Here is an 18,825-nt window from a genome sequence, read left to right on the forward strand (position 1 = left end):
CCGACAGCCCATGACCACTCTGAACGAAACCCACGACGCCAACCTGACCAGCTGGGTGGCCAGCGCCAACGACGAAGGCACCGGCTTTCCGGTACAGAACCTGCCGTACGCCGTGTTCCGCCGGCGCGGCAGCGAGGAAACGTTCCGCCCGGGCGTCGCCATCGGCGACCGCATCCTCGACCTGGCGGCCCTGGCGGAACTGCGGGTGTTCGACGGCCAGGCCGGCGCAGCCCTGGCCGCCTGCACGGCGGACAGCCTGAACCCGCTGATGGCGCTGGGTCGCGCCCACTGGAGCGCGCTGCGCCTGACGCTGTCGCGCGCGCTGCGCAGCGGCGCGGCGCTGCAGGCCCGCCTCGAACCGCTGCTGGTGGCCCAGGCCGACGCCGAATACACCACCCCCGCGCGCATCGGCGACTACACCGATTTCTACATCTCGCTGCACCACGCCACCGCGGTCGGCAAGCAGTTCCGTCCGGACAACCCGCTGCTGCCCAACTACAAATGGGTGCCCATCGGCTACCACGGCCGCGCCTCCAGCGTCGGCGTCGAGCAGCGCTTCCCGCGCCCGGTCGGCCAGACCCGTCCCGCCGCCGAGGGCGAGCCGCCGCAGTTCGGCCCCTGCCAGCGGCTCGACTACGAACTGGAACTGGGCGTGTTCGTCGGCACCGGCAATGCACAGGGCGACCGCATCGCCCTGGACCAGGCCGATGACCACGTGTTCGGCCTGTGCATCCTCAACGACTGGTCGGCGCGCGATATCCAGGCGTGGGAATACCAGCCGCTGGGGCCGTTCCTGGCCAAGAACTTCGCCTCCACCATCTCGCCGTGGATCGTCACGCTGGAAGCGCTGGAGCCCTTCCGCGCCGCCTGGACCCGCGCGGCCGGCGAGCCGCAGCCGCTGCCCTACCTGGCCTCCGAGCGCAACCGCGCGCAGGGCGCCTACGACGTGCAGATGGAAGTGCTGCTGACCACCGAGGTCTCGCGCGCCGCGGGCCACCCGCCGGCCCGGCTGTCGTCCAGCAACTTCCGCGACGCCTACTGGAATATCGCGCAACTGCTCGCGCACCACACGGTCAACGGTTGCAACCTGCAGCCCGGCGACCTGCTGGGCACCGGCACGCTGTCGGGCCCGCAGCCCGAGGAAGCGGGCTCGCTGCTCGAACTGACCCAGGGCGGCAAGGCCCCCATCGAACTGCCCTGGGGCGAACAGCGCGTCTTCCTGCAGGACGGCGACCAGGTCATCATCCGCGCCGAATGCCGCAAGGCGGGCTACCCGCGCATCGGCTTCGGCGAATCCGCCGGCACGGTGCTGGCGGCGCGCTGAACGGCCGGGCCCGCGCGGGCCCGTGCCGGCGCTACCGCGCGGGCAGCCGGTAGCGCTCTTCCCGATAAGCCCAGCTGGCCCACAGGGCGTGGGCCAGCGCCTCGTCCACCAGCCCCGGCGGCGCCGCGGTTTCCGCATAGCCGTCCTCGCGGTCGAGCGGCGCGCGGCTGTAGCGGTAGGCGCGCGGCGCCTTGCGCGGCTCCAGCACCACCAGCGTATCGCCCTTCAAGTAGCCGAAATTGTCGCCATACTGCATGAGCGCCCGGCCCGGGTCGCGGCGGGTCAGGTCCGCCCCGGGCATCGGGTGCGTGCTGTCCAGCCCGATCAGCGACAACAGCGTGGGCCCCATGTCGATCTGGCTGACCAGGCGCTGGTCCTGGCGCGGCGCGACCGTGCCGCCCAGGATCAGCGCCGGGACGCGGAAGTGGCGCACCGGCACGAGGTTGGCGCCGAACACGCGCGAATCGTGGTCGGCGATCACCAGGAACACGGTGTTGTCCCAGTACGGGGCGCGGCGCGCTTTCTCGAAGAACTGGCCCAGCGCCCAGTCGGCGTAGCGCACGGTGTTCTCCACCGTGGCCGGCTCGCCCACCGGCTGGATGCGGCCGGCCGGGTACTCCCAGGGCGAATGATTGCTGACGGAAAACGCCAGCGTGAACGCCGGCCGGTCGCCGTCGGCGCGCAGCAGGCGGTCGAGCTGGTTGAACATGTCCTCGTCCGAAGCGCCCCACGAGCCGACGAAAGCCGGCGCCACGAAGGACTTGCGGTCCACCACTTCCTGGAAGCCGTTGCCCAGGAAAAATCCGCGCATATTGTCGAAATGCGCCTCGCCGCCGTAGATGAAGCGCGCGTGATAGCCGTGCTGCCCCAGCAGCTGGGCCAGGGTGAAGAAGCCGGTCTGCGCGCGCGGCAGCTTCAGCACGGCCTCGGCCACCGAAGGCGGGAACCCCGCCACCACCGCCTCCAGGCCGCGCACGGAACGCGTGCCGGTGGCGTAGGCATGATGGAACATCCAGCCCTGCCGCCCCAGCTGGTCCAGGTTGGGCGTCAGGTCGCGGCCGCCCAGGCTGCCGACATACTGCGCGCCCAGGCTTTCTTCCAGGATGATCACCAGGTTCAGCGGCTTGTCGCGCCGCGCGCTGGCCGGCTGGGTGTGCAGCGTGGGCAGCTGCGGGTCGGCCGGCGGCCCTTGCAGGCCGGCCGCCTCGCGCACGATGCGGTTCATGGTGGCCGCGTCCATGGCCGGGTACAGCGCCGCCGATGAACGTTCGTCGCGCAGGCGATAGGCCGCGTCGAACACGTTGTACAGTGAATTGAGCGCCAGCGTATTGACCATGGCGTCGCCGGAAAACGCCACCATCGACGGGTTGATGGGCCGGTGACCGAGCGTGCCGCGCGCGGCCAGCACGCTGACCGCGATGATGACCAGCGAAGCCAGCGGGCGCTTCCACCAGGCCAGGCGGGCGTCGCGCGCCTGGGTCGGAAACAGCCGGGTGGCCAGCCACGCCGCCAGCGCCAGCACGACGAAGGCCGCCACCAGCACGCCCTTGTAGCCCTGCCACAGCATGGCGGCGACCTCGCGGGGATGCACCAGGTACTCGAAATACAGGCGGTTCGGCCGCGTGTCGTACTCGGCGATGAACTGCGGCGTGGAGACTTCCAGCAATACGTAAAGCATCCACCACAGGCGGAACCACCACGCCGTCAGGCGCGCCGCCAGCGGGCGGTGGCCCAGCCATGGCGACAGCGCCGCCGGCAGGGCCGCCACCATGGCGAGCAGGCACAGGTCGATGCGCAGGCCGCCCGCCATGACCGGCCACAGCCCGCCCGCGTCCTGCACGCGCGGCCACAGCCAGAAGCAAAGAGCCAGCCGGCTCAGGGTCAGGAGCGCCAGGACGGCGACGATGAACCGCAGGGTGAGACTACGCAAGAAGGACTCCGCAATACCGGGCCGGACACGGCGCCGCGTGGCGCCGCGCCCGGCGGATCCGCCAGCATACTGCGGGCGAATTGTTGTATGACATCATATGAATTTAGGTGCTTACCCTAGCGCACTTGGGCGCGGCGCAGCCGCTCGCGGCTGTTGCTCAGGTGGGTGCGCATGGCCGCCCGCGCCGCCTCGGCTTCCTGCCGCACGATCGCGGCGTAGATGTCCTCGTGCTCGAGGTTGACGCGCGCCAGGTATTGCTCGCGGTCTTCGTGGGCGATGCGCGCCGAGTTGATGCGCGTGCGCGGGATGATGGCCGAGCCCAGGTGCGACATCAGGTCCGCGAAATAGCGGTTGTCGGTGGCCTGCGCCACCAGCAGGTGGAAACGGAAATCGGGCGTGATGGTGTCGCCGCCGGCCGCCAGGCAGGCGCGGAACTCGTCCAGCGCGCGGCGCATGTCGGCCAGCTGGGCTTCGGTGCGGCGCTGCGCCGCCAGGCCGGCGGCCTCGCTTTCCAGGCAGATGCGCAGTTCCAGCAGCACCAGCACGTCGCGCACCGTGGCGATATCGGCCGGGTCGACGCGGAAATCGGCGCCGCCGCTGGGCTCGAGCGCATAGGTGCCGACGCCGTGGTGCGTCTCGACCAGGCCGGCGGCCTGCAGGCGCGACAGGGCCTCGCGCACCACCGTGCGGCTGACCCCGAACTGGCGCATGAGGGCCGATTCGGTGGGCAGCTTTTCGCCGGGCCGGATCTGCCCGCCACGGATGCGCTCGGAGAAATCCTCGACCAGCCCTTGCGCCAGGTTGCGCGGACGGCGCGGCGTGGAAACCGGCGATTCTGGGGTATCGGTCATCGAGGGATATCCCGGGTGGCGCCGCGCTTGACGGCGAAATTTTGGCGTCATTATACTGCCCGCAGGTTGTACGATAACTTGGCAAAGACCAGGCGCAGCATTTTCCCCAACTTGCTGGACCACGCATGACCGTACCCGCCGATTTGCCGCCGCCCGCGTCCCGGTGCCGCCGCCTGCTCATCACCGGCGCCGCCGGCGGCCTGGGCCAAGTGCTGCGCGAGCGCCTGCGCCCCCACGCCGAGACCCTGCGCCTGTCCGACATCGCCGCCATGGCCCCGCCCGGCCCGGGCGAAGAAGTCGTCATCTGCGACCTGTCGGATCCACAGGCCGTCATGGAACTGGTGCGCGACTGCGACGCCATCGTGCACCTGGGCGGCATATCGGTCGAGCGGCCGTTCGACGAAGTCCTGCCCGCCAACATCCAGGGCACCTACGACATCTACGAAGCCGCCCGCGTCCATGGCGTGCGGCGCATCGTGTTCGCCAGCTCGAACCACGTCACCGGCTTCTACCGGCAGGGCGAGATCCTGGACGCCGACACGCCGCCGCGGCCCGACGGCTATTACGGCATCAGCAAGGCCTTCGGCGAGAACCTGTCGCGCTTCTATTTCGACCGCTACGGCATCGAGACCGTCTGCCTGCGCATCGGCTCGTCGTTCCCGGAAGCGCGCGACCGCCGCATGCTGGTCACCTGGCTCAGCTACGACGATCTCACCCAGCTGGTGGTGCGCTCCCTCTTCACGCCCAAGGTCGGCCACACCATCGTGTACGGCGCCTCGGCCAACCGCGACCGCTGGTGGGACAACCACGCCGCGCGCCACCTGGGCTTCGAACCCAAGGACTCCTCCGAGCGCTTTCGCGCCGCGGTCGAGGCGCAGCCCGCGCCGGACCCGGACGATCCCGCCGCGCAATACCAGGGCGGCGCATTCGTCAAAGCGGGGCCTTTCTGATCATGGACGCGTCGCGGCAGGCCGAGCGGCTGGGCGACATGCTGTGCGAGGTCGGGGAAAGCCCGGTATGGCATCCCGCCGAGCAGGCGCTCTACTGGACCGACATCCCCGCGCGCCGCCTGTGGCGCTACCACCCGTCCAGCGGACAGGCTCGCCAATGGGCGCTGCCCGAGATGGCGGGTTGCATCGCCATGCGCGGCGACGGCTGGCTGGCCGCCATGGAAAGCGGCCTGTACGCCCTGCCCGCCCTCGCGCCCGGCCAGCCCGCGCCCGCGGCCACGCTGCTGGCGCGCGCCACCCATGCCGAGCCCGCCATGCGCTTCAATGACGGACGCTGCGACCGCCAGGGCCGCTTCTGGGCCGGCACCATGGCGCTGGACATGGCGCGGGGCCGCGACAGCGGGCGCCTGTACCGCTATGCCGGCGGCCGGCTGGACGCGCCGCTGCCCCTGGCGCTGGTCGTGCCCAACGGCATGGCCTTCAGCCCCGACGGCCGCACCATGTACCTGTCCGACTCGCATCCCGACCGCCAGACGGTATGGGCCTTCGACTACGACGTCGATGCCGGGCTGCCGCACCGGCGCCGCGTCTTCATCGACCGCCTGCCGGCCGGCCGCCCGGACGGCGCGGCGGTGGACCAGGACGGCTGCTACTGGATCTGCGGCAATGATGCCGGCGTGGTGTACCGCTACACCCCCGACGGCCGCCTCGACCGCAGCCTGCCGCTGCCGGTCGCCAAGCCGGCCATGTGCGCCTTCGGCGGCCCCGGCCTCGACACGCTCTTCATCACTTCGATCCGGCCGCCCGCGGCTGCGGACGACGCTCTGGACGGCGCCGTCCTCGCCCTGCGCCCCGGCACGCGCGGCCTGGAGGAACCCACTTACCTCGATTAGACCCGCACCGCAGTCAGGCTGAGATTTCCACAAGAGCACTCACGACACGCCACCACTCCCAACCCGGAGGTAGACAATGCTGCGCTTCACCCTTCAACGCGCCACCCTGGCCGCGTCCGTCCTGCTGTTGTCCGCGGCCGCCTGGCCCGCCCATGCCGAGACGCTGCGCTCGGCCGACATCCACCCCGACGACTACCCGACCGTGCTGGCGGTGCGCCACATGGGCGAACTGGTCAAGCAGCGCACCAACGGCCGCCTCGAGATCAAGGTCTACGCCGGCAGCAAGCTGGGACGCGAGGAGGACTCGATCGAGCAGGTGAAGCTGGGCGCGCTCAGCATGACGCGGGTCAGCAGCGCGGCCATGCACAACATCTGCGAAGTGACGCGCGTGCCGTCGCTGCCCTTCCTGTTCCGCTCCAAGGAACACCTGCACAAAGTGCTCGACAGCGACATCGGCGAGCAGATCCTGCGTTCCTGCGAAGAGGCCGGCTTCGTCGGCCTGGCCTGGTACGACAGCGGCGCGCGCTCCATGTACACCCGCGACAAGCCGATCAAGACGGTGGCAGACGTGCGCGGCCTGAAGATCCGCGTGCAACAGTCGGACCTGTCGGTTGCAATGGTCGAGGCGCTGGGCGCCAACGCCACGCCCATGTCCATGGGCGAGGTCTACACCGCGCTCAAGACCGGCCTGGTCGACGCCGCCGAGAACAACTTCCCCAGCTACGAAAGCGCGCACCACTACGAAGTGGCCAAGTACTACTCGATGACGCAGCACACCATGACGCCGGAGATCCTGCTGTTCTCCAAGCGCCAGTGGGACAAGCTGTCCGAGGCCGACCGCAAGATCATCCGCGACGCGGCCCGCGAATCCGTGCCGTATATGCGGAAGCTGTGGAGCGAACGCGAGGACAAGTCGCGCGCGTTGGTCGAGCAGGCCGGCGCGCAGATCGTCGAGCCCGACAAGGCCTCGTTCCAGGCGGTCATGAAGCCGGTCTACGACCGCTACGTCACCACCGACGCGATGAAGGACCTGGTGTCGCGCATCCAGGCGGTCAAGTAGAGCCCGCCATGTCCGTCCAAGTGATCCCAACGGCTGAACGGCGCGCGGCGGGCGGCGCGTTCGCGCGCGCGCTGGACTGCTACGCGCGCGGCTGCGCCATGCTGGCCCGCCTTTGCATGGTGCTCAGTGTCGCCGGGCTGGTCTGCCTGATCGTGGCGGTCTCGTACCAGATCTTCGGCCGCCACGTGCTCAACAGCACCCCTACCTGGGCCGAAAGCCTGTCGCTGTTGCTGGTGCTGTACGTCACCATGATGGGCGCCGCGGTGGCGGTGCGCGATGCCGGCCACATCGGTTTCGAATCGCTGGCCCAGCTGCTGCCGCCGCGCGGCCAGCGGCGCCTGCAGCTATTCGTCCATGCGTTGGTGCTGCTGTTCGGCGCACTGATGGCCTGGCAGTGCGGCGTGCTGGCCGAATCGGTGCACAGCTACAAGATCCCCAACCTGGGGCTGTCGGAGGGCTGGAAATACGCGCCCGCCACGCTTTCCGGCGGGCTGATCGTGCTGTTCTCGCTCGAACACATCATCGCGCTGCTGCGCAACCAGAAGGTGGTCCCCGCATGGCACTGACGCTGCTTTCCGTGACGTTCATGGGCTTCCTGGCAATCGGCGTGCCGGTGGCCTTCGCCATCGGCCTGGCCTCGATCGCGGCCATCCTGTACGAAGACCTGCCGATCGCGGTGGCCTTCCAGCAGATGACGTCGGGCATGCACGCGTTCTCGTTCCTGGCCATCCCGTTTTTCATCTTCACCGGCGAACTGATGCTCTACGGCGGCATCGCCGACCGCATCGTCGCCTTCGCCAAGTCGGTGGTGGGGCATGTGCGCGGCGGCCTCGGCATGTCGAATGTGCTGGCCTGCACCCTGTTCGGCGGCGTTTCCGGCTCGCCGGTGGCCGACGTCTCGGCCATGGGCTCGGTCATGATCCCGATGATGAAGCGCGACGGCTACCACGCCGACTACGCCGTCAACGTGACGACGCATGCGGCCCTGGTGGGCGCTCTCATGCCCACCAGCCACAACATCATCATCTACACGCTGGCCGCCGGCGGCAAGGCATCCATCGCCGCCCTGATCGCCGCCTGCGTGGTGCCGGCGCTGATCCTGACGCTCTGCAACCTGGCGGCGGCCTACCTGGTCGCGCGCAAGCGCGGCTACCCGGCCGGCGCCTTCCCCGGCTGGGGCATGGTGGCGCGCTCGCTGGCGGCCGCCACGCCCGGCCTGTTCGTCATCGTGCTGATCATCGCCGGGATCCTGAGCGGGGTGTTCACCGCGACCGAGTCGGCCGCCGTGGCGGTGCTGTACGCGCTGGCGCTCACCGCGCTGGTCTACCGCTCGCTGACCTGGGACCAGTTCCTGCGGGCGGCCGCCAAGGCGGTCAAGACGACCGGCGTCGTGCTGCTGCTGATCGGCATCTCGGCCACGTTCGGCTACCTGATCGGCTTCTACGGCGTGGCCGAAAGAACCGGCGAATTGATGGCCACCATCTCGGACAGCCCATGGGCCATCTTCCTGATGGTCAACATCGCCCTGTTCGTGCTGGGCACCTTCCTGGACATGGCGGCCACCATCCTGATCTGCACGCCCATCTTCCTGCCGATCTGCATGCAGTACGGCATGAGCCCGGTGCAATTCGGCGTGGTGATGCTGGTCAATTGCGCGCTGGGCCTGAACACCCCGCCGGTCGGCACGGTGCAGTTCGTCGGCTGCGCCATCGGCAAGGTCGCGGTGGGCACGGTCATGCGCACCATCTGGCCGTTCTACGGCGCGCTGCTGGCGGCCCTGGCGCTGGTGACCTACGTGCCGGCGTTCTCGTCCTGGCTGCCCGACCTGCTGTTCAAGTAAGGCGGCCGGGCGGCGGCCGCCGTCAGGCCTGCAGCACCTTGCCCGGGTTCATCAGCCCGCGCGGATCGAGCGCCTGCTTGATGCGCTTCATCAGCGCCAGCTCGATCGCGCTCTTGTAGTGCGGCAACTCGTCGCGCTTGAGCTGGCCGACCCCGTGCTCGGCGCTGATGGAACCCGCGTGCGCCTGCACACTACGGTGCACCACGTCGTAGACGTCCTGCTGCAGCGCCAGCAGGTCTTCCTCGGTCTGGCCGGGCGCGCGCGCCACGTTGTAATGCAGGTTGCCGTCGCCCAGGTGGCCGAACACCACATTGCGCACATTGGGAAACCGCTGCTGCAGCAGCGCGTTGGTCTTGTGCACGAAACCGGCGATGGAAGAGATGGGAATCGAGACATCGTGCTTGATGCCCTTGCCCTGTTCGGCCTCGGCCAGCGGAATGCTTTCGCGCAAGTGCCAGAGCGCGCGGCTCTGCGCCACGTTGGCCGCGATGGCGGCGTCCCGCACCAGCCCGGCCTCGATGGCGGCGCCCAGCACCGTCTCGAAGCGCTCGCGCGCATGCGCCTCGCTCTCGCTGTCGGACAGCTCCAGCAGCGCGAACCAGGGCGCCGCGGCCGACTCGCCCTCGAACGGCAGGCGCTGCTGCGGGAACAGGCGCACCACCAGTTGCAGGCAGTCGCCCGCCATCAGCTCGAAGCCGGTGAGCGCGGCGCCGAAGCCGGCGCGCGCCCGTGACAGCAGCTCGACCGCGTCATCGATCGACCCCAGCGCCAGCAGCGCGGTGCAGGACGCCACCGGGCGGGGGAACAGCTTGAGCGTAGCGGCGGTGATGATGCCCAGCGTGCCCTCGCTACCGATGTACAAGTCGCGCAAATCGTAACCAGTATTGTCCTTGCGCAGGCCGCGCAGGCCGTCCCAGAGCTCCCCTTCGGCGGTGACCACTTCCAGGCCCAGCGCCAGTTCGCGCGCATTGCCGTAGCGCAGCACCTGGGTGCCGCCGGCATTGGTGGCCAGGTTGCCGCCTATGGTGCAGCTGCCCTCGGCGGCCAGGCTCAGCGGGAACAGCCGGCCCGCGTCGGCGGCGGCCTGCTGCACCGCCTGCAGGACGCAGCCGGCCTCGACCGTGATGGTGTCGTTGTCGGTGTCGATGCTGCGGATGCGGTTCAAGCGCGCGGTCGACAGCAGCACCGCCTGGCCCGAGCCGTCCGGCGTGGCGCCGCCGCACAGCCCGGTATTGCCGCCCTGCGGCACCACCGGCGCGCCGTGCTGCGCGCACAGGCGCACCGCCTGGGCGACCTCGGCGGCGCTGCCCGGCCGGATGACGGCCCGCGCCGTGCCGCGGTAGCGGCGCCGCCAATCCTGCAGGTAGGGCTCGGCGTCGGCGCCGGTCAGGACATGGGCGGGGCCCAGGAGTGACTGCAGTTCATTCAGTAGGGACATGGGCGGGATCGGCGGTCGGGGCGCCCGGCCGCGCCGGGCGACAGGATGAGGAACGAAGGTTATTGTAGGACGAGCCTACCCGGCGTGGTCGCCCCCCGCCGGACCGGCGAATCGGGGATAATTCACCCAGGACGGCCGCCGCAGGCGGCCAGGCAACCGCCTCACGCAAAGGAACCCATTTGAACGACGCCTCCCGCTATCCAGATTCCGTCTTCAAGGCCTACGATATCCGCGGCACCGTCCCCGACACGCTCGATGCCGGGTTTGCCCGCGCGCTCGGCCGCACACTGGCCGACCAGGCGCGCGCGCAAGGCGTCGACGCGCTGGTGATCGGCCGCGACGGCCGGCTCAGCAGCCCGGAACTGGCGCAGGCCCTGCAGGACGGCATCCAGGACGGCGGGGTGGACACCATCGACATCGGCCAGGTGCCCACGCCGCTGGTGTACTACGCGGCCCATACGCAGGGCACCGGATCGGGCGTGGCCATCACCGGCAGCCACAACCCGCCCCAGTACAACGGCTTCAAGATGATGATGGCCGGCAAGGCCCTCTACGGCCCGGCCGTGCTGGCCCTGCGCGACGCCATGAACGCCGCGGCCGCGCAAGGCGGCGCCCCGGCGGCCGCGCCGCGCGGCACGCGGCGCGCGCTCGACCTGGTGGACGAATACATCGACCGCATCGTCGGCGACGTCAAGCTGGCGCGCCCGCTCAAGGTCGCCATCGACTGCGGCAACGGCGTGGCCGGCGCGGTGGCGCCGCGGCTGTTCCGCGCGCTGGGCTGCGAAGTCACCGAGCTATATTGCGAGGTCGACGGCACGTTCCCCAACCACCACCCCGATCCGGCCGACCCGCACAACCTGCAGGACCTGATCGACTGCCTGGCCCGCACCGACTGCGAAATCGGCCTGGCCTTCGACGGCGACGGCGACCGCCTGGGGGTGGTCACCAAGTCGGGCCAGATCATCTGGCCCGACCGCCAGCTCATCCTGTTCGCGCGCGACGTGCTGCAACGCTGCCCGGGCGCCACCATCATCTACGACGTCAAGTGCAGCCGCCACGTCGGCCTGGCGGTCGAGCAGGCCGGCGGCCAGCCGCTGATGTGGCAGACCGGCCATTCGCTGGTGAAGGCCAAGCTGGCCGAGACCGGCGCGCCGCTGGCCGGCGAAATGAGCGGGCACATCTTCTTCAAGGAACGCTGGTACGGCTTCGACGACGGCCTGTACACCGGCGCGCGCCTGCTCGAGATCGTGTCGCGCCACGCCAACCCCTCCGAGCCGCTCGAGGCGCTGCCGCAGGCCTTGTCGACCCCCGAGCTGAAGCTCGAAATGGCCGAGGGCGAACCGTTCGCCCTGGTGCAGGCCCTGCGCGAACAGGGCAAGTTCGACGGCGCGCTGCAAGTCATCACCATCGACGGCGTGCGCGCCGAATACCCCGACGGCTTCGGCCTGGCGCGCGCCTCAAACACCACGCCGGTGGTGGTGCTGCGTTTCGAGGCCGACACCCCGGAGGCGCTGGCGCGCATCCAGGACGACTTCCGCCGGCAGCTGCAGCGGCTCGCGCCCGGCGCCGCCCTGCCTTTCTAGAACGAACCGCCCCGCCCATGCCTACTTCCCTGCCGTTCAGCCCCGCATGGCTGGCCTTCGCCCAGGCGGCCCAGAACGCCTCCCGCCGCGGCGACCGGCTGCGCATCATCGAGGCCGCCGGCCTGCGCATCGACCTGACCGCGCAAGCCCAGTCCGAGCAGCTCGACCAGGCCGCCCAGGCCCTGCTCGTGCAGCAGAACTTCGACGCCGCGCGCGCCCACCTGTACGACGGCGGGGAAGCCAACTGGACCGAACGCCGGCCCGCCTGGCATACCGCGCTGCGGGCCGACAACCCGCCGCCGGCGGTGGCCCAGGCGGTGCTGTCCGAGCGCGAGCGCGTGCGGCGCTTCGTGCGCGAACTGGACGGCGCCGACGCCTATGGCGGCATTCTGCACCTGGGCATCGGCGGCAGCGACTGGGGGCCGCGCATGGTCACCCGCGCGCTGCGCCACTACGGCCTGCGCCGCAACATCCAGTTCGCCTCCAATGTCGATTCGCACGCGGTCGCCGACGCCATCGGCCAGCTCGATCCCCACGACACGCTGGTGATCGTCGCGTCCAAGTCGTTCACCACCACCGAGCCGCTCGCCAACGCCGAAGTGGCCATGAACTGGCTGCGCGACGCCGGCGTGGCCGATCCCATCAAGCACGTGGTGGCGATCACCGCCAACGTCGACGCGGCGCTCGATTTCGGCATCTCGCCCGACCGGGTCTTCCGCTTCTGGGACTGGGTCGGCGGGCGCTATTCGCTCTGGTCGGCGATCGGCCTGCCGGTCGCGCTGGCGCTGGGCTGCGAGGCGCTCGACCAGCTGCTGGCCGGCGCCGCCGCGATGGACCAGCACTTCCTGCAGGCCCCGCCGCTGCGCAACGCCCCGTTGCAGATGGCGCTGGCGGGCATCGCCAACCGCAGCGTGCTGGGCTACGCCACGCTGGCCATCACGCCCTACGACTCGCGCCTGATGCACCTGGTGCCGTGGGCCCAGCAGCTCGACATGGAATCGCTGGGCAAGGTCGCCACGCGCGACGGCACGCCCGTAGGGGTGCCCACCGGCCCGGTGGTGTGGGGCATGCCGGGCACCGATTGCCAGCACACGTTCTTCCAGTGGCTGCACCAGGACACCACCGGCGCGCCGGTGGATTTCATCGTCTGCGAACAGCCGGACCATCCCTATGCGCGCCACCACAAGCTGCTGATCGCCAACTGCCTGGCGCAGCGGTCGGCGCTGTTGCGCGGCAAGTCGTACGAAGAAGCGCTGCACGAGACGCGCCAGCACGAGCCCGACGCGCAGCGCGCCGAACTGCTGGCCCGCCACCGCGTGCATCCGGGCGGGCGCCCGTCCAACCTCATCGTGCTGCCGCGCCTGGATGCCTATTCCCTGGGCGCCCTGCTGGCGCTGTACGAACATAAGGTGTTCGCCCAGGGCGCGCTATGGGGCATCAATCCGTTCGACCAATGGGGCGTGGAATTCGGCAAGCTGCTCGCCAAGAACATCATCCGCGAGCTGGATGCCCCGTCGTCCGCCGAGGCCTCCGACCAGGACCCGTCCACGCGCCACTGGATCGACATCCTGTCGCGGCGCGGCTGAACGTCGCCGCCGCGGCGCTACTGCCCGAGCGCCCGGTAGATGTCCAGGTGCTTGCGGCAGACGTCCTCGATATCGAACTCGCGCTCGGCCAGCTCGCGGCCGGCCGCCCCCAGCCGCTGCCGCAGTCCATCGTCGGTCGCCAGCCGTCCGATCGCGGCGGCCAGCGCCATGGCGTCGCGCGGCGGCACCAGCAAGCCGGTCTGGTCCGGCTCGATCGCGTCGCGGCAGCCCGGCACGTCGGTCGTCACGACCGCGCGCCCGCAGGCCGCCGCTTCGATCAGCGAGCGCGGCAGGCCTTCGCGATACGACGGCAGCACCGCGATGTGCGAGCCCGCATACAGCTCGGCCACGTCGCTGCGCTCGCCCAGTGCTTCGATGCAGCCCTCGCGCTGCCAGGCATCGACATCGGCCTGCGTGACCGAGGCCGGATTGCCGGGATCGACTCCGCCCGCCAGCACCATGCGCACCGGCACCCCGCGGCTGCGCAGCAGGCGCGCCGCCTCGACGAACTCCAGCACACCCTTGTCGCGCAGCAGGCGGGCCACCATCAGGGCCGCCACCGGCGGCGGCGGTTCGGGCGTCGCCGCGTATGCCGACAGGTCTACGCCCGAGCCGCGGATCATCACCACCTGCTCCTCGCGCACCGCGCCCACGCCGCGCAGCAGGTCGCGGTCGTTGGTATTCTGGAACACCACGCGGCTGTTGCGGTGTCCCAGCGCCAGCCGGTACAGCACCGTCACGATGGCGCGCACCAACGCCGCCTTGGCGCCGCGCGCCACGAACACGAAGCCCAGCCCCGAGATCGCCGACACCATGGCCGGCACGCCGGCCAGACGGGCGGCAATGCCGCCGTACAGCACCGGCTTGATGGTCACCAGGTGGACCAGGTCCGGCCGCAGGCGGCGGAACAGGCGCCACAGCGCCCAGACCGTGGCCAGTTCCTGCAGCGGCTGCTGGCCGCTGCGGGTCATCGGCACCGCATGGTGCGTCAGGCCGTGCGCCTCGATCTGCGCGACACTGTCGCCCGGCATGGTGGCCACGTGCACCTCGTAGCCGGCGCGCCGCGCCGCCAGCGCCAGCGGCAGCCGGTGCGACAGGAAGAAGGCGGGGTTGTTCACCACGAACAGCAGGCGCGGGGCTGCGCTCATGAGCGGGCTCCTGCTATGCGGCGCCAGGCGGCCTCGTAGGCGGCCACCATGTGCGCCAGGTCGAATTCGGCCAGCACCCGTGCGCGGCCGGCCGCGCCGACGGCGGCGCGGCCGCGCGCGGCGATGTCGTCCAGCGCGGCGGCCACGCCGCCCGCCAGCGCCTCGGGCTGCTCGGGCGGCACCACGGGCGCGGTGGCGCCGACGATGTGGGCGGCGTCGCCCACGTCGGTCACCACGCAAGGCGTGCCGCAGGCCATGGCCTCGGCCACCACGTTGGGGAAGCCTTCCGCGCAGCTGGACAGCACGTGCAGGTCGAGCGCATTCATCACGGCCGGGACGTCATCGCTGGAACCGGCCAGCAGGATCCGGCCGCGCAGGTCGTGGCGGTCGATCAGGGCAGCCAGCTCGGCATTGCCGGGCGACATGCCGCGCCCCACCAGCACGCATTGCAGGCCGCGGTCGCGCCCGTCGCGCACCAGCGCGGCCACCGCGGCCAGCAGATTGGCATGATCCTTGAGCGGGTCCCAGCGGGCCACGCAGCCGATCAGGGGCGTCTGCGGCGCCACCTGCCATACCTGGCGCATCCGTTCGCGCGCCGACTCGTCGGGCTGGTAGCGCGACAGGTCGTAGCCGTTGGCGATTACTTCCAGCCGGTCGGCGCGGTAGCCATACTGTTCGTGCCGCACGGCGGCATCGCGCGCCGCGCAGATAATGGTGGCCGGCACGCGGCCCGACAGCAGCGCGCACAGCTTCAGCACCAGGCGCGCCGAGCGGCTGCTGCGCCGCAGGTGCGCGCCGGAATTGCGTATGCCCCAGGCCACGGCGCGTATGCCGGCCAGCCGCGCCGCCAAGCCGCCGATCAGGTCGGCGTGGTACATCCAGGTCTGCACGGCATCGGGCTGCTCGCTGGCCAGCAGCCGGCGCAACGCCAGGAAGCCGTCCAGGGTCAGGCGGCCGCGCGGCATGCCGAGCGCATGCACGGGCACGCCGGCGGTGCGCAGGCGCGCGCCGTACACGCCCTCGTCGGTCAGCGACACGACACTGTGGCGCACCCGCTGGTCGGGGTAGGTGGCCAGCCGGAACAGCACCGATTCGGCGCCGCCCTGCCCCAGGCCGGTAATGACGTGGATGACCCGCAGGATGGCCGGGCCGCTCATCGTTTGCTCCGCACCGCGTCGAACAGCGCGTCCCATTCGGCCAGCACGGCGGGCAGCGCGTAGCGGCGGCGCACCGACTCGGCCGCCCGCGCCCCCAGTTCGCGCCGCGCCGCCGGGTCGCTCATCACGCGCCGCAGGGCCGCGGCCAGTTGCGCACGGTCGCCGGCCGGCACCAGCAGGGCGTCCTGGCCATCGCGCGTCATCTCGCGCGGGCCGCTCGGGCAGTCGAAGGCCACGCAGGGCAGGCCCAGCGCCATGGCCTCCAGCAGCACATTGGGAAAACCTTCCACTTCGGAGCTCAGCACGAAGGCCTGCCCCCGGGCCAGCTCTTCCCAGGGCTCGGTGGTGCGGCCCGGCAGCTGCACGCGGCCGTCCAGGCCGGCGCGGGCGACGCGGGCCTGCAGGTCATCGCGGTCGGGGCCCTCGCCCCAGATGCACAGATCCCAGTCGGGGAAATCCGCCGCCAGCGTGGCATATACGTCGATCAGCAGGTCGAAGCGCTTGGCCGTCGTCAGCCGCCCCATGGCCAGCAGGCGCTTGCGCGCCACGGCGGCGGTCGGGTCGACCCGCGGCGCATCCAGCAATTCCGGCGGCAAGGGATTGGGAATGACCTTCAGCTGCTTGATGCCGGGCACCTGGCAGGCGAACGGCTCGACCGTATCTTCGGCCTGCACGGTAACCATGTCGGCGCGCGGGTAGAACAGGCGCCGCAGGGCCCGCCACAGGCGCCCGGTGGACTGCTCCACCACCGGATTGGTGCGTTCGCAGACGATCAGCGGCACGTCGAGCCCGCGCGTGGCCAGGATGGCGGCCACGTTGACGTTGGTCAGGAACGAAATGACCACGTCCGGCGCCTTCTCGCGGATCAGCGCGCGCAGGGCGCGCAACCGGCGCCAGGCGGCCAGCGCCCCGCCGTCGCGCGTGCCGACGCGATCGGCCAGCCAGACCAGGTCCACCGCGTCGGACAACGGATAAAAACAAGTGCCCTTGGCGGAATAGGTGGGCACCAGGGTCACGGCATCGCCGCGATCGGTCCAGGCATTGACCAACGTCGCGGCCACCCGTTCGGCGCCGCCCGCGTGCATGGAACTGACCAGCAGCATTATTTTCATGTATCGGAATCCTGTTCGCCGGCCATGCCGGCGTGATAGCGGTCCAGCCAGGCCTGCATCATCAGCACGCCCCACAGGCGGCTGTCCCAATTGCGATGCCCGGAAACATGCTCGCGCCACTTGCGCAGGATCGGCTCCGGCTCGAACCAGCCCTCCTGGCGCAGGCGGGCCGGATCCAGCAGGGCCTCGGCCCAGTCGCGCAGCGGGCCGCGCAGCCAGCTGGCCAGCGGCACCGCGAAGCCCCGCTTGGGGCGGTCGACCAGCGCCTGCGGCACGTGGCGGTAGAGCACCTGGCGCAGCAGCCACTTGCCAGTGTTGCCGCGCACCTTGTATTCGAACGGCAGGCGCCAGGCGAACTCGTAGACGCGATGATCGAGCAGCGGCACGCGCGTCTCCAGGCTGACCGCCATGGCCGCGCGGTCTACCTTGACCAGGATGTCGTCGGGCAGGTAGGTGACGGTGTCCAGTTTCATCATCACGTCGAACGCGCTGCCGTCCATCGGTTGCTCGAACAGCGACGGCGGCTCGACGCCTCCCTTTACCACCCGGCCCGGATCGGCCCAGTACGACACGAACTGGCGATAGAAGTCGCCCCGCGTGTCGGCGCGCAGCAGCTCGCCCAGCTTGCCCACCTTGCCGCGCCACGCGCCGCACCCCGGCAGCGCGGTAGACGCGCCCATCAGCGCGCCCATGGCGTGGCGCAGCGGCCCCGGGACCCGCTCGCACTGGCGCCACCAGTTGTGCACGCGGAAATAGCGCGAATAGCCGCCGAACAGTTCGTCGCCGCCGTCGCCCGACAGGGCCACCGTCACGTGCTGGCGCGCCATGCGCGTGACCAGCGAGGTGGGGATCTGCGACGAATCGGCGAACGGCTCGTCGTACATGTCGGCCAGCGTGGGCACCACTGCCAGCGCGTCGTCGGCGGTCACGTACAGCTCGGTGTGCTCGGTGCCCAAGTGCCGCGCCACCGCCTTGGCGTGCTCGGCCTCGTTGTAGCCCTTTTCGTGGAAGCCGATGGCGAAGGTGCGCACCGGCTGGGCGCTCTGCTTCTGCATCAGCGCCACGATGGTCGAGGAATCGATGCCGCCCGACAGGAACGCGCCCAGGCTCACGTCGGAAATCATCTGGCCGCCCACCGCCTGGGACAGCACGGCCTCGAGCGCATCGGCGGCCTGCGCGTCGGACCCGAACGACAGCGGCGCCGCCAGGCCCTGGTCGGCCATGGCCAGCGCCGACCAGTACGTGCGCGGGGCCGGCATGCGCGCGCCGCGCAGCTCGGCCTCGGCGAGTTCGAGCCAGGTGCCCGGCGGCAGCTTGTGAATTCCCTGGTAGATCGATTGCGGCGCCGGGATGTAGTTATGGCGCATCAGCGACGCCAGGGCGGCGCGGTTCAGCTCGCGCCCGAACCCCGGAATCGGCATCAGCCCCTTGAGCTCCGACGCGAACACGAAATTCGCGCCCGTATAACCGTAGTACAGGGGCTTCTCGCCCATCCGGTCGCGCGCCAGGGTGAGCGTGCGCCGCTCGCGGTCCCACAGGGCGATGGCGTACATCCCCACCGCGGCCTGCAAGGTGGCCTCCACGCCCAGCCCGGCGAAGCAGGCCAGGATGGTCTCGGTGTCCGAATGGCCGCGCCAGTCCGGCGCCAGGCCCGCCTTTTCCAGGCGGGTGCGCAATTCCAGGTGGTTGTAGATCTCGCCATTGAGCACCAGCACATAGCGGCCACTGGCCGAGACCATGGGCTGGTGCCCCGCCTCGGTCAGGTCCAGGATGGCCAGCCGCACATGGGCGAATGCCAGGTCGGCGCCGGGATCCTCCCACAAGCCATGGCTGTCGGGGCCGCGATGGCGGATGCGCCGGCAGCTATCGGCCAGCACGTCGGCCTTGCCTTGCAAGGGTCCCCAGATTCCAGCGATTCCACACATGATGGTGATTTCCGCGATGGTCAGGACA

The 18,825-nt window shown here is 70.5% G+C and carries 15 protein-coding genes; 8 read left to right on the forward strand and 7 right to left on the reverse strand.

The window, feature by feature from the left end; all coding sequences use genetic code 11:
• Positions 1 to 10: 10 nt before the first annotated feature.
• Positions 11 to 1,324, forward strand: coding sequence for a fumarylacetoacetase (fahA, locus tag CAL24_RS19375; protein ID WP_094807640.1), 1,314 nt, complete (start codon positions 11 to 13; stop codon positions 1,322 to 1,324).
• 31 nt (positions 1,325 to 1,355) lie between these two features.
• On the opposite strand, the gene CAL24_RS19380 is transcribed toward fahA, so the two are convergent.
• Together CAL24_RS19380 and CAL24_RS19385 are read right to left on the reverse strand one after the other, a co-directional pair.
• Positions 1,356 to 3,254: an LTA synthase family protein gene (locus tag CAL24_RS19380; RefSeq protein ID WP_094807641.1), complete on the reverse strand. Its 1,899-nt coding sequence runs from the start codon at positions 3,252 to 3,254 to the stop codon at positions 1,356 to 1,358.
• Positions 3,255 to 3,370: 116 nt separating this feature from the next.
• Complete coding sequence (locus CAL24_RS19385) at positions 3,371 to 4,105, reverse strand: FadR/GntR family transcriptional regulator (protein ID WP_028352647.1); 735 nt, start codon at positions 4,103 to 4,105, stop codon at positions 3,371 to 3,373.
• A gap of 125 nt (positions 4,106 to 4,230) precedes the next feature.
• Here CAL24_RS19385 and CAL24_RS19390 point away from each other — a divergent pair, with 125 nt between their 5' ends.
• The 5 genes from CAL24_RS19390 to CAL24_RS19410 all read left to right on the forward strand — a co-directional run bounded on the left by CAL24_RS19390 (position 4,231) and on the right by CAL24_RS19410 (position 8,848).
• Positions 4,231 to 5,055 carry an NAD-dependent epimerase/dehydratase family protein gene (locus CAL24_RS19390; RefSeq protein ID WP_094807642.1) on the forward strand — a complete coding sequence of 275 codons (825 nt, stop codon included), beginning with the start codon at positions 4,231 to 4,233 and terminating at the stop codon, positions 5,053 to 5,055.
• 2 nt (positions 5,056 to 5,057) lie between these two features.
• Positions 5,058 to 5,948: an SMP-30/gluconolactonase/LRE family protein gene (locus tag CAL24_RS19395; protein WP_249278589.1), complete on the forward strand. Its 891-nt coding sequence runs from the start codon at positions 5,058 to 5,060 to the stop codon at positions 5,946 to 5,948.
• A 76-nt stretch (positions 5,949 to 6,024) separates the two neighbouring features.
• Complete coding sequence (locus CAL24_RS19400; RefSeq protein ID WP_028352650.1) at positions 6,025 to 7,008, forward strand: TRAP transporter substrate-binding protein; 984 nt, start codon at positions 6,025 to 6,027, stop codon at positions 7,006 to 7,008.
• Between the two features lie 98 nt (positions 7,009 to 7,106).
• Positions 7,107 to 7,574: a TRAP transporter small permease gene (locus CAL24_RS19405; RefSeq protein ID WP_028352651.1), complete on the forward strand. Its 468-nt coding sequence runs from the start codon at positions 7,107 to 7,109 to the stop codon at positions 7,572 to 7,574.
• Positions 7,565 to 8,848, forward strand: coding sequence for a TRAP transporter large permease (locus tag CAL24_RS19410; RefSeq protein WP_094807643.1), 1,284 nt, complete (start codon positions 7,565 to 7,567; stop codon positions 8,846 to 8,848). Before CAL24_RS19405 ends, CAL24_RS19410 begins: the two co-directional genes overlap by 10 nt.
• A gap of 22 nt (positions 8,849 to 8,870) precedes the next feature.
• Here the strand turns inward: CAL24_RS19410 and CAL24_RS19415 are convergent, their stop codons facing one another.
• Positions 8,871 to 10,286 (reverse strand): FAD-binding oxidoreductase, encoded by a 1,416-nt coding sequence (locus tag CAL24_RS19415; protein WP_028352653.1) that lies wholly within the window; start codon positions 10,284 to 10,286, stop codon positions 8,871 to 8,873.
• Between the two features lie 179 nt (positions 10,287 to 10,465).
• Between CAL24_RS19415 and CAL24_RS19420 the strand changes: the two genes are divergently transcribed.
• Both CAL24_RS19420 and pgi read left to right on the forward strand, forming a co-directional pair.
• A complete protein-coding gene (locus CAL24_RS19420) occupies positions 10,466 to 11,869 on the forward strand; it encodes a phosphomannomutase/phosphoglucomutase (protein ID WP_028352654.1) in 1,404 nt (467 codons plus the stop codon).
• A 17-nt stretch (positions 11,870 to 11,886) separates the two neighbouring features.
• Positions 11,887 to 13,455 (forward strand): glucose-6-phosphate isomerase, encoded by a 1,569-nt coding sequence (pgi, locus tag CAL24_RS19425; protein WP_028352655.1) that lies wholly within the window; start codon positions 11,887 to 11,889, stop codon positions 13,453 to 13,455.
• A 17-nt stretch (positions 13,456 to 13,472) separates the two neighbouring features.
• Here pgi and CAL24_RS19430 read toward each other — a convergent pair whose 3' ends face one another.
• The 4 genes from CAL24_RS19430 to asnB are packed head-to-tail and all read right to left on the reverse strand — an operon-like array spanning position 13,473 to position 18,797.
• Entirely contained in the window at positions 13,473 to 14,603 is a 1,131-nt protein-coding gene (locus CAL24_RS19430) for a glycosyltransferase family 4 protein (RefSeq protein WP_094807644.1), read from the reverse strand.
• Positions 14,600 to 15,760 carry a glycosyltransferase gene (locus CAL24_RS19435; RefSeq protein WP_094807645.1) on the reverse strand — a complete coding sequence of 387 codons (1,161 nt, stop codon included), beginning with the start codon at positions 15,758 to 15,760 and terminating at the stop codon, positions 14,600 to 14,602. The genes CAL24_RS19430 and CAL24_RS19435 overlap by 4 nt, the downstream gene beginning before the upstream one ends.
• Positions 15,757 to 16,872, reverse strand: a complete 1,116-nt coding sequence (locus CAL24_RS19440) for a glycosyltransferase family 4 protein (protein WP_028352658.1) — start codon at positions 16,870 to 16,872, stop codon at positions 15,757 to 15,759. Before CAL24_RS19440 ends, CAL24_RS19435 begins: the two co-directional genes overlap by 4 nt.
• Entirely contained in the window at positions 16,869 to 18,797 is a 1,929-nt protein-coding gene (gene asnB / locus CAL24_RS19445; RefSeq protein ID WP_094807646.1) for an asparagine synthase (glutamine-hydrolyzing), read from the reverse strand. The genes CAL24_RS19440 and asnB overlap by 4 nt, the downstream gene beginning before the upstream one ends.
• Positions 18,798 to 18,825 lie beyond the last annotated feature (28 nt).

Source organism: Bordetella genomosp. 2 (assembly GCF_002261345.1).
In the GTDB taxonomy this organism is placed as follows: domain Bacteria; phylum Pseudomonadota; class Gammaproteobacteria; order Burkholderiales; family Burkholderiaceae_B; genus Bordetella_A.

Bases quoted from the DNA above. Each gene is read 5' to 3' on its own strand.
- fahA (WP_094807640.1), top strand. From the start codon at position 11: ATGACCACTCTGAACGAAACCCACGACGCCAACCTGACCAGCTGGGTG.
- CAL24_RS19385 (WP_028352647.1), bottom strand. From the start codon at position 4,105: ATGACCGATACCCCAGAATCGCCGGTTTCCACGCCGCGCCGTCCGCGC.
- CAL24_RS19390 (WP_094807642.1), top strand. From the start codon at position 4,231: ATGACCGTACCCGCCGATTTGCCGCCGCCCGCGTCCCGGTGCCGCCGC.
- CAL24_RS19395 (WP_249278589.1), top strand. From the start codon at position 5,058: ATGGACGCGTCGCGGCAGGCCGAGCGGCTGGGCGACATGCTGTGCGAG.
- CAL24_RS19400 (WP_028352650.1), top strand. From the start codon at position 6,025: ATGCTGCGCTTCACCCTTCAACGCGCCACCCTGGCCGCGTCCGTCCTG.
- CAL24_RS19405 (WP_028352651.1), top strand. From the start codon at position 7,107: ATGCTGGCCCGCCTTTGCATGGTGCTCAGTGTCGCCGGGCTGGTCTGC.
- CAL24_RS19410 (WP_094807643.1), top strand. From the start codon at position 7,565: ATGGCACTGACGCTGCTTTCCGTGACGTTCATGGGCTTCCTGGCAATC.
- CAL24_RS19415 (WP_028352653.1), bottom strand. From the start codon at position 10,286: ATGTCCCTACTGAATGAACTGCAGTCACTCCTGGGCCCCGCCCATGTC.
- pgi (WP_028352655.1), top strand. From the start codon at position 11,887: ATGCCTACTTCCCTGCCGTTCAGCCCCGCATGGCTGGCCTTCGCCCAG.
- CAL24_RS19430 (WP_094807644.1), bottom strand. From the start codon at position 14,603: ATGAGCGCAGCCCCGCGCCTGCTGTTCGTGGTGAACAACCCCGCCTTC.
- CAL24_RS19435 (WP_094807645.1), bottom strand. From the start codon at position 15,760: ATGAGCGGCCCGGCCATCCTGCGGGTCATCCACGTCATTACCGGCCTG.
- CAL24_RS19440 (WP_028352658.1), bottom strand. From the start codon at position 16,872: ATGAAAATAATGCTGCTGGTCAGTTCCATGCACGCGGGCGGCGCCGAA.
- asnB (WP_094807646.1), bottom strand. From the start codon at position 18,797: ATGTGTGGAATCGCTGGAATCTGGGGACCCTTGCAAGGCAAGGCCGAC.